The 13,125-nt window shown below is 72.9% G+C and carries 9 protein-coding genes; 6 read left to right on the plus strand and 3 right to left on the minus strand.

All coding sequences use genetic code 11. The features are described 5' to 3' along the window. The first annotated feature begins 77 nt into the window (after positions 1-77). The 6 genes from GA0070618_RS03905 (at position 78) to GA0070618_RS03930 (ending at position 9,224) form a co-directional block, all read left to right on the plus strand. On the plus strand, positions 78-2,756 hold the full coding sequence (locus GA0070618_RS03905) for a LuxR C-terminal-related transcriptional regulator (RefSeq protein WP_088980402.1): 2,679 nt from the start codon (positions 78-80) through the stop codon (positions 2,754-2,756). Positions 2,757-2,772: 16 nt separating this feature from the next. Next, the gene (locus tag GA0070618_RS03910) at positions 2,773-4,059 is read left to right on the plus strand and encodes a nicotinate phosphoribosyltransferase (RefSeq protein WP_088980403.1); all 1,287 of its coding nucleotides are present in this window, start codon (positions 2,773-2,775) and stop codon (positions 4,057-4,059) included. A gap of 25 nt (positions 4,060-4,084) precedes the next feature. Continuing rightward, on the plus strand, positions 4,085-4,666 hold the full coding sequence (locus tag GA0070618_RS03915; RefSeq protein WP_088980404.1) for an isochorismatase family protein: 582 nt from the start codon (positions 4,085-4,087) through the stop codon (positions 4,664-4,666). 65 nt (positions 4,667-4,731) lie between these two features. Next, positions 4,732-5,949, plus strand: a complete 1,218-nt coding sequence (locus GA0070618_RS03920; RefSeq protein ID WP_088980405.1) for an MFS transporter — start codon at positions 4,732-4,734, stop codon at positions 5,947-5,949. Between the two features lie 57 nt (positions 5,950-6,006). Beyond that, a complete protein-coding gene (locus GA0070618_RS03925) occupies positions 6,007-7,665 on the plus strand; it encodes an NAD(P)/FAD-dependent oxidoreductase (protein WP_197701717.1) in 1,659 nt (552 codons plus the stop codon). Continuing rightward, positions 7,662-9,224: an ATP-binding protein gene (locus GA0070618_RS03930; protein WP_231931595.1), complete on the plus strand. Its 1,563-nt coding sequence runs from the start codon at positions 7,662-7,664 to the stop codon at positions 9,222-9,224. The genes GA0070618_RS03925 and GA0070618_RS03930 overlap by 4 nt, the downstream gene beginning before the upstream one ends. A gap of 64 nt (positions 9,225-9,288) precedes the next feature. Here GA0070618_RS03930 and GA0070618_RS03935 read toward each other — a convergent pair whose 3' ends face one another. From GA0070618_RS03935 to ctaD, 3 genes are all read right to left on the minus strand, one after another. After that, a complete protein-coding gene (locus GA0070618_RS03935) occupies positions 9,289-10,878 on the minus strand; it encodes a cation:proton antiporter domain-containing protein (protein WP_143740221.1) in 1,590 nt (529 codons plus the stop codon). Positions 10,879-10,885: 7 nt separating this feature from the next. After that, the gene (locus tag GA0070618_RS03940) at positions 10,886-11,098 is read right to left on the minus strand and encodes a potassium transporter TrkA (protein WP_231931596.1); all 213 of its coding nucleotides are present in this window, start codon (positions 11,096-11,098) and stop codon (positions 10,886-10,888) included. 227 nt (positions 11,099-11,325) lie between these two features. Beyond that, on the minus strand, positions 11,326-13,086 hold the full coding sequence (ctaD, locus tag GA0070618_RS03945) for an aa3-type cytochrome oxidase subunit I (RefSeq protein ID WP_088980408.1): 1,761 nt from the start codon (positions 13,084-13,086) through the stop codon (positions 11,326-11,328). Positions 13,087-13,125: the final 39 nt, after the last annotated feature.

Genomic DNA, 13,125 nt, shown 5'->3' on the forward strand with positions numbered 1-13,125 from the left:
GGGGTAACGGGAGGGCTACTCAACTTCACTCGGTGACGGGCTGCGCGCAGAGCGAATCCGATGGATATGCTGCCCCGATGAGTCGGTGGGAGTTCATCGGCCGGACGGAGGACCTGGACCGTCTGCTGTCCGCGGTGACCGGGGGCGGGGGACGGGGCCTGTTCCTCAGTGGAACCGCCGGCATCGGCAAGAGCCGGCTGCTGCGGGAGGGCGTCGCGGCGCTGCCCACCGACCGGTACGCGATCTGGGTGGTGGCGGCCAGCGCCACCACCGCCACCATCCCGTTCGGTGGACTCGTGCAGGTCCTGCCGACCGAGCAACCCCGGGGGCTCTCCCCCGCCGGTGTCCTGCGCTGGGCGGTCGGCGCGCTACGGCAGCAGGCCGCCGGACGGCCGATCGTGCTGGCGGTGGACGACGCGCACCTGCTGGACCCGCCCTCGGCCGCGCTGGTGCACCTGATCGCCCGGATGGACAACGCCACCGTGCTGGGCACGCTGCGCAACGGCGAGCAGGTGCCGCTGCCGATCCGCGCGCTCTGGACCGACGACCTGGTGGACCACGCCGAGCTGGCACCGCTCGGCCTGGCCGACACCACCGGGCTGCTCACCGCCATCCTCGGCGGTCCGGTGGAATCGTGCTCGGCGGACCGGCTCTGGCGGCTCTCCGAGGGCAACCCGCTGCTGCTGCGGGAGCTGGTGTTCGCCGCGCTCGGCAGCGGCGAGCTGCGTGAGACGTACGGCATCTGGCGCTGGACCGGTCGGCTGGAGCTGGCGCCCAGCCTCACCGACCTGATCGGCGTCCGGATCGGGCAGCTCACCCCGGGCGTCCGGACGGTGGTCGAGCTGGCCGCCTTCGGCGAGCCGCTCGGGCTGGAGCTGCTCAACCGGGCCGCCGACCCGGCCGCCGTGGAGACCGCCGAGGAACGCGGCCTGATCACCGTGGTCCGCGACGACCGGCGGCTCGACGTCCGGCTGGCGCACCCGCTCTACGGCGAGGTGATGCGCCGGGGATGCCCGGTCAGCCGGACCCGGCGGTTGCGGGCCCAGCTCGCCGACCTGATCGAGGCGGCGGGCAAGCGCCGCCGGGACGACCTGCTGCGGGTGGCGGTGTGGCGGCTCGACTCCGGCACCGCGCAGGATCCGGCGCTGCTGCTCGGCGCGGCCGTCCAGGCCTTTGCCCGGTACGACGTGCCGCTGGCGACCCGGCTGGCCCGCGCGGCGGTGGAGGCCGACGGCGGGTACGCCGCCGCCGAGCTGCTGGCCACCATCCTGATGTTCGCCGACCGGCCGGAGGAGGCGCTCGACGTGCTCGACGCGGTCGCCGGCCAGCTCGACGCCGACGACCGGTACAGCCGGTGGCTGACCGTCCGGGGCATGGTCAGCTACTGGGGGCTGCGCCAGGAGTCCACGGTGGAGGAGATGGCGGTGCGGGCGGCGGAGCTGACCGACATCGCCGACCAGACCCGGGTCCGCGCGTTCGAGGCGATCATGCGGCTGCACCGCCTCGACCTGGCCGCCGCCCAGCGGCTGAGCTGTGCGGTGCTGGACCGTCCGGCCGCCGGGGTGGCCTCCCGGGAACTGGCCCGGTGCACGATCGCCCACCTCCAGGCCGCCCAGGGCCGGCTGGCGCTCAGCGCGGCGGCGATCGCCGCGGTGGAGGCGGAGGCCGACCAGTGGCGGGGCGACATGCCGTACCTGCAACTGGCGCTGGAACTGGCCCGGGGCACCCGGCTGATGCTCGCCGGGGAACTCGCCGGCATCGACGCCATCGTGGTCGACGAGTTCGCCGACCTGGCCGGGGCCGGCGACTTCCGCCTCGGCACCGGTTACCTCGGCATCCTCCAGGCGTACGCGGCCCGGCTGCGCGGGCGCAGCGCCGAGGCGCTCAAGACCAGCCTGAGCGCCTGCGCGGTGTTGACCAGCAGTGGTGTCTACGCCGGGCTGGCCCACGCCGAACGGGCCCAGGCGGCGGCGCTGCGCGGTGACGCCGTCGGGGCCGCCGAGGCGATGGCGGACGCCGACCGTACCCACTCGCCGGGGATGGCCGTGCTCTACCCGTGGCTGGAGCAGGCGCGCGGCGCGGTGCTCGCGGTCACCGGCGACCTGGCCGGCGCGGTGAAGCACCTCGCCGAGCTGGCCGACCGGTTGCGGGAGGACGGTTTCGCCGGGCACGAGGTGCTGGCCCTGCACGACCTGGTCCGGCTGGACCAGGCGGCGCTCCCGGTCGGCCCGCTCTGTTCCGACGGGCAACGACGCACGGTCGCCCAGCGGTTGACCGAGCTGACCGAACAGGTGGACGGCGTGCTGCCACCGCTGCTGGCCCGGCACGCGCGGGCGGTGGCCAGCGGGTCCCCGGACGACCTGCTGGCCGTCGCCGACGGGTTCGCCGACCGCGAGCTGAACGTCTTCGCCGCCGAGGCGGCGGCCCTGGCGCTGCACCGGTTGCGGCGGCAGCGGGCGGCGACCGCCGGGGCCGCCCACGACCGCCTCGGTGACCTGCTGGGCCGCTGCGACCAGCTGCGGACGCCGGCGCTGCGGCTCGGGCAGCCGGCGCTGACCCACCGGGAGTGGCAGATCGCCCGGCTCGCCGCCGACGGCGTGGCGAGTCGCCGGATCGCCGAGCAGCTGTTCCTGTCGCCGCGCACGGTGGAGAACCATCTCCAGCGGGTCTACGGCAAGCTGGGCATCGCCGGGCGGCCCGAGCTGCGGGCCGCGTTGCGCTGCATCCCGGGCCACGAGGACGGGGTTGCGCACTGAACTCTAGGCTGGGGTCGTGAGCACCCTTCGCCCCGCGCTGCTGACCGACCACTACGAGCTGACCATGGTCAGCGCCGCCCTGCGGGACGGCACCGCCGACCGGCGCTGCGTCTTCGAGGTGTTCAGCCGGCGACTGCCGGCCGGCCGCCGGTACGGCGTGGTCGCCGGCACCGCCCGGCTGGTCGAGCTGATCCGCGACTTCCGGTTCGACGAGGCGGAGGTGGACTTCCTCCGCCGGACCGGGGTGGTCGACGAGGCGGCGGCCGACTGGCTGTCCCGGTACCGCTTCACCGGCGACGTCGACGGGTACGCCGAGGGCGACCTGTTCTTCCCCGGCTCCCCGATCCTGACCGTCTCGGGCGGTTTCGCCGAGTGCGTGGTGCTGGAGACGCTGGTGCTGTCGGTGCTCAACCACGACTGCGCGGTGGCTGCCGCGGCGGCCCGGATGGTGACCGCCGCCCGGGGCCGGACGCTGATCGAGATGGGCTCCCGGCGGGCGCACGAGGAGGCGGCGGTGGCCGCCGCCCGGTCCGCGTACCTGGCCGGTTTCGCGTTCACCTCGAACCTGGCCGCCGGGCAGCGGTACGGCATACCCACCGCCGGCACCGCGGCGCACGCCTTCACCCTGCTGCACGACGACGAGCGGGCCGCGTTCGCCTCGCAGGTGGCGACGCTGGGCAAGGACACCACGCTGCTGGTGGACACGTACGACATCAGCCAGGGCATCCGCAACGCGATCGCGGTGGCCGGGACGGAGCTGCGGGCGGTCCGGATCGACTCCGGCGACCTGGCGGTGATCGCCCAGCAGTCCCGCGAGCTGCTCGACTCGCTCGGCGCCACCGAGACCAAGATCATCGTCTCCGGTGACCTGGACGAGTACGCCATCGCCGCGCTCGCCGCCGAGCCGGTCGACATGTACGGCGCGGGCACCGCCGTGGTCACCGGCTCGGGCGCGCCCACCGCCGGGCTGGTCTACAAGCTGGTCGAGGTGGAGGGGCGGCCGGTGGTCAAGCGCTCCGAGCAGAAGGCCACCATCGGCGGACGCAAGGTCGCGGTCCGCCGGCACAAGCCGACCGGCACCGCCACCGAGGAGGTCGTCGTCCCGCAGGGGGTGCCGGACCACGCGCCGCACGACCGGCTGCTCCAGCGGTCGTACGTGGTCGACGGCGAGCCGGTCGACCTGCCCCGGCTGGACGAGTCGCGGGAGCACCTGCGGCAGTGCCTGATCTCGATCCCCTGGGAGGGGCTGAAGCTCTCCGCCGGGGACCCGGCGGTCCCCGTCACCGTCGTACCCGCCGGCTGACCACACCCCGGAAAGGAACGCTTCGATGGCCAACGCACTGATCATCGTGGACGTGCAGAACGACTTCTGCGAGGGCGGCTCGCTCGCGGTCGCGGGCGGGGCCGGCGTCGCGGCCGGGATCTCCCGGCTGCTCGCCACCGAACCCGACCGCTGGGACCACGTGGTCGCCACGAAGGACTACCACGTCGACCCGGGCGCGCACTTCGGGGACCCGCCGGACTTCGTGGAGTGCTGGCCCCGGCACTGCGTGGTCGGCACCCCGGGCTCGGAGTTCCACCCGGGGCTGGACACCTCCCGGGTCGAGGCGATCTTCCACAAGGGGGAGTACGCCGCGGCGTACTCGGGCTTCGAGGGGCACGCCGCCGACGGCGAGTGCCTGGCCGACTGGCTGCGCCGGCACGACGTGGACCGGGTCGACGTGGTCGGCATCGCCACCGACCACTGCGTCCGGGCCACCGCGCTCGACGCCGCCCGGGAGGGCTTCGCCACCACCGTGCTGCTGGAACTGACCGCCGCCGTCGCGCCGGCCACCACCGACGTGGCGTTGCGGGCCATGGAGGGCGCGGGGGTCACCCTGCACGGCGGGCCTGTGATGCCGACCGCATGACCCGGTAAACAGGTGGCTCCTGTCAGACCCTCGACCGACGATGGACGGCGGAGGTGCCCGCCGTCATGAATCTCACGCCCTACCGGGACGCCCTCGCGGTGCCCGGTATCCGGTCGCTGCTGCTCGTGGCGGTGCTGGCCCGCATCCCGCACACCGCGGCAGGCATCGCGCTCACCTTCTACGTCCTGCTCGACCTCGACCGGGGATACGGCGCGGCGGGCCTGGTCGGCGCGGCGCTGACCGTCGGCGCGGCGCTCGGCGCCCCGCTGCTGGGCCGGCTGGTCGACCGGCGGGGCCTGACCCTGGTCCTGGTCCTCACCACGGCCGGCGAGGCGCTGTTCTGGACGACCGCGCCGCACCTGACGTACGGGCTGCTGCTGCCGGCGGCGTTCCTGGCCGGGCTGCTCGCCCTGCCGCTCTCCTCGGTGATCCGGCAGTGCATCGCCGCGATGGTGCCGCCCGAGCACCGCCGGCCGGCGTACGCGCTGGACTCGATGTCGGTGGAGCTGTCGTTCATGGTGGGCCCGGCACTGGGCGTGGCGCTGGCCACCGCCATCGCGCCCCGGATCACCCTCTGGGCGGTGGGCGGCGGCATCGTCGCCGCCGGGCTCGCGCTGCTGGTGCTGAACCCGCCGGTACGGGCCGCCGGGGAGCAGACCGCCGGCCCGGCCCGCCGGATCCCCCGCCGGGAGTGGCTCACGCCGCGCCTGCTCGCCGTGCTCGCCGTCAGCAGCGCGTGCACGCTGGTGCTCGGCGGCACCGACGTGGCGGTGGTGGCGGCGCTGCGCGACGACGGCCAGGTCGGCTGGACGGGGGTGGTACTGGGCCTCTGGGCGGCGTCCTCCCTGGTCGGCGGCTTCGCCTATGGCGCGGTCAGCCGCCCGGTGTCACCGCTGGCCCTGATGGCCGGGCTGGCCGTCTGCACCGTGCCGATCGGCCTGGCCGGAGGGCAGTGGTGGCTGCTCGCCCTGGCCCTGATTCCGGCCGGGCTGCTCTGCGCGCCGACGCTTGCCGCCACCGCCGACGCGGTGAGCCGGCTCGCCCCGGCCCCGGTGCGGGGCGAGGCCATGGGGCTGCACGCGTCGGCGATCACCGTCGGCGTCGCCATCGGCGCGCCGCTGGCCGGCGCGATCATCGACCGCACCACGCCGGCCTGGGGCTTCGCCGCCATCGGCCTGATCGGCGCCCTGGTCGCGCTCGTCGTGCTGCCGGCGGAGCTGCGCCACCGGCGCCGGACGACGGACGACGCGAAGACCCCCGAACTGGTCGACTCCGCTCACTGAATCCGCAGGCCACCGCCACTTTGGGTCGACGCCGGCCGGAGTGCTTTGATGGGGGGCGTGGCGAATCCGGTGATCCTCACCATCGACGACGACCCGGCCGTCTCCCGTGCCGTGGCCCGGGACATGCGACGGCGTTACGGCGACCGTTACCGGGTGGTCCGCGCCGGCTCCGGCCCCAGTGCCCTGGAGACGTTGCGGGAACTCAAGCTCCGGGGGGAGCAGGTGGCGGTGCTGGTCGCCGACTACCGCATGCCCGAGATGACCGGCATCGAGTTCCTCGAGGAGGCGATGGACCTCTTCCCCGCCGCGCGCCGGGTGTTGCTCACCGCGTACGCCGACACCGAGGCGGCGATCGACGCCATCAACCTGGTCGACCTCGACCACTACCTGCTCAAGCCCTGGCATCCGCCGGAGGAGAAGCTCTACCCGGTGGTGGACACGCTCCTCGACGCCTGGGCGACCACCCCGGAGGCCGCCGCCGCGGAACTGCGGGTGGTCGGGCACCGCTGGTCCGCGCCGTCCTTCGCGATCCGGGACTTCCTGGCCCGCAACCTGGTCCCGTACCGTTGGCTGCTCGCCGACGACTCGGAGGGCGGCCGGCTGCTGAAGGCGGCCGACGCGACCGTCGACGACGTGCCGGTGGTGATCGCCCCGGACGGAACGCACCTGGCCCGCCCCACCGAGGCCGAGCTGGCCGCGCTCGTCGGCCTCCGGGTGGCCCCCACCGAGGAGTTCTACGACCTGGTGGTCGTCGGTGGCGGACCGGCCGGGCTCGGCGCGGCGGTCTACGGCGCGTCCGAGGGGCTGCGCACGGTGCTGGTCGAGCGACGGGCCACCGGCGGGCAGGCCGGGCAGAGCAGCCGGATCGAGAACTACCTCGGCTTCCCGGAGGGCGTGTCCGGCGCCCAGCTCACCGACCGGGCCCGCCGGCAGGCGCTGAAGTTCGGCGCCGAGCTGCTCACCACCCGGGAGGTGACCGGGCTGACCGAGGCCGGGTCGGCCCGACTGCTCACCTTCGGCGACGGCAGCACGATCGCCGCGCACGCGGTGGTGCTCGCCACCGGTGTGTCGTACCGGGTGCTGGACGCGCCCGGCCTGGCCGAGCTGACCGGTCGGGGGGTCTTCTACGGCTCGGCCGCCACCGAGGCGCCGAGCTGCGTCGACCAGGAGGTCTACATCGTCGGCGGGGCGAACTCCGCCGGGCAGGCGGCGGTGCACTTCTCCCGGTACGCCAAGCGGGTGCACCTGCTGATCCGGGGGGCCGACCTGACCGCCTCGATGTCCCGGTACCTGATCGACCAGCTCGACCGGATCGACCGGGTGGTGGTGCACCCGCACACCGTGGTCGCCGCCGGGGCCGGCACGGAGCACCTGGAACGGCTCACCCTGGCCGACACCCGCAGCGGCGAGACCCGCGAGGTGGACGCCTCCTGGCTGTTCATCTTCATCGGCGCGCAGCCCCGTACCGACTGGCTGGACGGTGTCCTGGTCCGCGACGAGCGCGGATTCGTGGTGACCGGACCGGACCTGGTCGCCGGGGGACGCCGACCGCCGGGCTGGTCCCTGACGCGGGACCCGTACCACCTGGAGACCAGCATGCCCGGGGTCTTCGCCGCCGGGGACGTCCGGGCCGAGTCGGTCAAACGGGTCGCCTCGGCGGTCGGCGAGGGCGCGATGGCCGTCTCACTGGTGCACCGCTACCTGGAGTCCCGGTGACCACACCGGCCGGCGGGGCGGACGACCCGACCGGCCGGGTCGGGCCACCACCGGGGCCGGCGGGTCCGGACGGACCGTCGCCGGTGGGGCCGGCGGGTCCGCCCGCTCCGCCGCCGGGTGGCGCGGCGGGGGACGGGGAGCGCCCCACCGTCGGGCAACTGCGCACGCTCTTCCTCTTCGAGTCGCTCGACGACGCACAGCTCGCCTGGCTGGCCGAGCACGGACGGGTGGAGACCCGCGGCGCCCGTTCCGCCGTCTACACCGAGGGCGAACCGGCGACCTGCCTGTACGTCCTGCTCGACGGCATGGTGACGATGACCCGCCGGGTACGCGGCGACGAGGTCGAGGTCGTCCGCACCGCCCAGCGCGGGGTCTACGGCGGGGCGACCCAGGCGTACCTGGGCGACCAGGTGCCGCAGGTCTACATCAACTCGCTGCGGGCCGTCGGCGACGCCACCTTCCTGGTGCTGCCCGCCGAGACCTTCGCGCACGCCGTCCGGTCCTGGTTCCCGATGGCGATGCACCTGCTCGAGGGGCTCTTCATCGGGATGCGGGACACCAACACCCGGGTCGGCGAGCGGGAACGGCTGCTGGCGCTCGGCTCCCTCTCGGCGGGGCTCACCCACGAGCTGAACAACCCCGCCGGCGCGGCGGTCCGGGCCACCGCCGTGCTACGCGAACGGGTCGCGGCGATGCGGCACAAGCTGGCGATGATCGCCGACGGCCGGCTCGACGGGCGGGCTCTACACCAGCTGGTCGCGTTGCAGGAGGAGGCGGTCCGCCGGGTGGCCGACGCACCGACCCTCTCCCCGCTGGCCGCCAGCGACGCCGAGGACGAGCTGGCCGACTGGCTGGACGAGCGGGACATCTCCGCCGGCTGGGACCTCGCGCCGACGCTGGTCGCCGGTGGCCTGGACGTCGCCTGGCTGACCGGGGTGGAGTCGGCGGTCGGGGCGGCGGACCTGGAGAACGCGGTCCGCTGGCTCACCTACACCGTCGACACCGAACTGCTGATGAAGGAGATCGACGAGGCGGTCGGCCGGATCTCCGGCCTGGTCGGCGCGGCGAAGCAGTACTCGCAACTGGACCGGGCGCCGTACCAGGTGGTGGACGTGCACGAGCTGCTGGACGCGACCCTGGTGATGCTCCGCGCGAAGATCCCGCCGGGCGTCCGGCTGGTCCGGGAGTACGATCGGGCGCTGCCGCCGGTGTCGGCGTACGCCGCCGAGCTGAACCAGGTCTGGACGAACCTGATCGTCAACGCGCTCGACGCGATGGGCGACACCGGCACGCTCACCGTGCGGACGGGCCGGGACGGCGACTGTCTGGTGGTGGCGGTCGGCGACACCGGACCGGGCATCCCGGCCGACGTCCGGCCCCGGATCTTCGAGCCGTTCTTCACCACCAAGCCGGTCGGCGAGGGGACCGGCCTGGGCCTGGACATCTCGTACCGGATCGTGGTGCGCAAGCACCATGGGGACATCAGGGTGGAGTCGGCGCCGGGGTCGACCACCTTCCGGGTCCTGCTGCCGCTCACCGGACCGACCGCCGGGGGCTGACCCGGCGCCCCGGGGACGGCCGCTCGTCGGCCGTGGGGCGGTTAGCGGCTGAACCCGGGGCCGGTCAGGCCTGGTCGGGCCGGAACTGCTCGGGTGGGGCCTGGTCGGGCCGGGACTGCTCGGGTGGGGCCTGGTCGGGCCGGGACTGCTCGGGTGGGGCCTGGTCAGGCCGGGACTGCTCGGGTGGGGACGACCGCCGGGTCCGCACGCCGGGGGCCAGGACCCTGTCCACGTAGCAGTAGCGCCAGGACTCGCCCGGTTCGATCGAGACGATGGCGGGGTGCTGCGTCGACTCGTGGTGCCGGGTGGCGTGCTTGTTCTTCGAGTCGTCGCAGCAGCCGACGTACCCGCAGGTCAGGCAGGACCGCAGGTGCACCCACTCGTCGCCGAGCGTGCGGCAGTCGTCGCAGCCGTCCGAGACCGGCTCGGCGGCCACCACGTCGGTGTGCGGGCAACTTCGCACCATCGGCTCCTGTCCCACGTAACGGAAGCTGCCGCCAAGCAGCCAGTTGGGCAGCACCAGGGAGAGCCGGTGCGACCGGGCGGCGAGGATCGGCCCGACGAGGGCGAGCACCAGCACGTAGAGCGCCACGAAGGGGCCGATCCGCTCGTCCAGTCCGGCGCCGATCGCCAGGGTGGCCAGGATCAGCGAGAACTCGCCGCGACCGAGCAGCACGAGGGCCGCGTTGGCGGCGGACCGCTGGTTGAGGCCATGCGACCGGGCGAGCACCACCCCGCCGACGACGTTCATCACCAGGGACAGCATCACCGCCGCGGCGACGGGCAGCAGGACCGGCCCGAGGGCGTCGAGCTGGATGGTCGCCCCGAAGACCACGAAGAAGATCGCGGCGAACGCGTCCCGGACCGGCAGGATCAGCCGCTCGATCTGGTGCTTCGCCGCGGTGCGGGAGACCACCAGACCGATCATCAGCGCACCGATCGCGTCGGAGACCCCGAGTTGTTCGGCGAAGCCGGCGACCAGGATGGCCAGTCCGATGGCGATGACGGTGACCAACTCGTCCTCGTCCGACCGGACGATCATGTGCACGGCGCGGGCACCGAAGCGGGCCAGCAGCATCAGCCCGAGGATGAAGCCGAAGGTCAGCCCGACTTCGCCGAGCATCGCGGCCGGGGAGTCGGCGCCGCCGAGCACCGGCCCGAGTAAGCCGAGGTACAGCGCGAGGAAGATGTCCTCGACGACGATGACCCCGAGGATGACCGGGGTCTCCGCGTTGGTCAGCCGTCTCAGCTCGACGAGCAGTTTCGTCACGATCGCCGAGGAGGAGATGCCCACCGCACCGGCGATGACCAGCGCCTCCGGCGTACCCCAGCCGATGGTGAAGCCCAGCGCGAGGCCGCCGCCGACGTTGAGGCCGATGTAGCCGAAGGCCGCCAGCAGCATCCGTTTGCCGCTGGCGAGGACCTGCTCGGCGGGGAACTCGATGCCGAGGTGGAAGAGGAGCACGACCAGGCCGATCTTGGCGACCAGCTCGATGTCCTCCGGGTGGTCGATGACGCCGGTCACCGACGGGCCGAGGACGATGCCGGCGGCCATGAACGCCGGGATCGTCGGCAACGCGAGCCGCCGTCCGCCCCGGGCGAGGAGGCCCGCGGCGACCCCGGCCGCGCCCAGGGCGACGAGTTCGGCGCTCAATGTCGGCTCAGTCCTGGAAGTAGGTGCCGAGGAGCACGGCGGCCACCCGGCGAGCCTCCTCCTCGTCGAGGTGGATCACCGCGCTCGGTTCGTCCGCGTTGCCGCCGGCCTCGAAGGCGTACAGCTCACGGCGGCCGTCCTTGAGATGCACGACCGCCAACCGTTGCTGCCGGCTACAGGCGATCTCGTACTTCGTGCCGATGCCGAACAGCTCTGTCACTTTGATGCCGTGGCCCACGCGGCGACTATCCCACAGCCAGGATATGGCGGTCTACCTGGTGTTACCTGCGTCCCGCCGGACCACGCGGGCTGGGTACGCCACCGAAACGACCTCGTCATGCCGGCGTCGTCCGGTGGCGCGCGGCCAGTTCCGGCGGGCGGCTACGCGACGGGCGCCGCACCCCTGGTCGGGGTGCGGCGCCCGCGGTACGCGCCGTGTGTCGCCGGTCAGTTCTTCCGGTCGATGTCGCTCGCGGTGTCCTCCTGGTAGGTGGCCCCACCGTCGGACTCGCTGGTCAGCGGCTTGGCACCGCCCTCGGGCGGTCCGGCCAGCGTCTGGCCGGCGGCCAGCTCGGGGAACTTGTCGTCGAACGCCGGCCGCTCCGAGCGGATCCGGGGCATCCGGTCGAAGTTGCGCAGCGGCGGCGGGCAGGTGGTGGCCCACTCCAGCGAGTTGCCGTGCCCCCACGGGTCGTTCACCTCGACCACCGGACCGGTCTTGTACGACTTCCAGCAGTTGTAGATGAACGGCAGGGTGGAGATACCGGTGATGAACGCGCCGATCGTGGAGATCATGTTCAGCGTGGTGAAGCCGTCGCTGGGCAGGTAGTCGGCGTACCGCCGGGGCATGCCCTCGTTGCCCAGCCAGTGCTGCACCAGGAACGTGGTGTGGAAGCCGATCATCGTCAGCCAGAAGTGCACCTTGCCCAGGCGCTCGTCGAGCATCCGGCCGAACATCTTCGGGAACCAGAAGTAGATGCCGGCGAAGACGGCGAACACGATCGTGCCGAAGAGCACGTAGTGGAAGTGCGCCACGACGAAGTACGAGTCGTGCAGGTGGAAGTCGAGCGGCGGGCTGGCCAGCAGCACACCGGTCAGACCACCGAAGAGGAAGGTGACCAGGAAGCCGAGCGCGAAGAGCATCGGCGTCTCGAAGCTGATCTGGCCCCGCCACATGGTGCCGATCCAGTTGAAGAACTTCATACCGGTCGGCACGGCGATCAGGAAGCTCAGGAAGCTGAAGAACGGCAGGAGCACCTGGCCGGTGGCGAACATGTGGTGCGCCCAGACGCTCATCGACAGACCGGCGATCGCGATCGTCGCGGCGACCAGGCCCTTGTAGCCGAAGATCGGCTTCCGGGAGAAGACCGGGATGATCTCGGTGATGATGCCGAAGAACGGCAGCGCGATGATGTACACCTCGGGATGGCCGAAGAACCAGAAGAGGTGCTGCCACAGCATCGGGCCACCGGTGTCGGCGCTGAAGACGTGCGCGCCGAGGATGCGGTCGGCGGCGAGCGCGAAGAGCGCGGCGGCGAGCAGCGGGAAGACCAGGATCACCAGGAGGCTGGTGACCAGCATGTTCCAGGTGAAGATCGGCATCCGGAACATGGTCATGCCCGGGGCGCGCAGGGTCAGGATCGTGGTGATCAGGTTGACCGCGCCGAGGATCGAGCCGAGACCGGAGACGGCCAGGCCGACCACCCACAGGTTGCCGCCGATGCCCGGCGAGTGCGCCTCGTTGCTCAGCGGCGTGTACGCCGTCCAGCCGAAGTCGGCCGCGCCGCCGGGGGTCAGGAAGCCGGCGACGGCCATCGTCCCGCCGAACAGGAAGAGCCAGTAGGCGAAGCTGTTCAGCCGGGGGAACGACACGTCCGGCGCGCCGATCTGCAGCGGCACCACGTAGTTCGCGAAGGCAAACACGATCGGCGTCGCGAAGAAGAGCAGCATCACCGTGCCGTGCATGGTGAAGAGCTGGTTGTACTGCTCCGGCGAGAGGAACTGCAGGCCGGGACGAGCCAACTCGGCGCGGAGGATCAGGGCCATCAGGCCACCGATCATGAAGAACGCGAACGCGGTGACCATGTACATGATCCCGATCTGCTTCGCGTCCGTGGTACGCAGCATCCGCGCGATGGCCGAGCCCTTCACCGGCTCTCGGACCGGCCAGGGCCGGGTCACAACCGGCTTGGGTGCGACGGTGGTCACGAGTGGCCTCCGGTTCTCGTTCGTCCCCCTCGGCACGCG

This window comes from Micromonospora echinospora, from assembly GCF_900091495.1.
GTDB lineage: Bacteria > Actinomycetota > Actinomycetes > Mycobacteriales > Micromonosporaceae > Micromonospora > Micromonospora echinospora.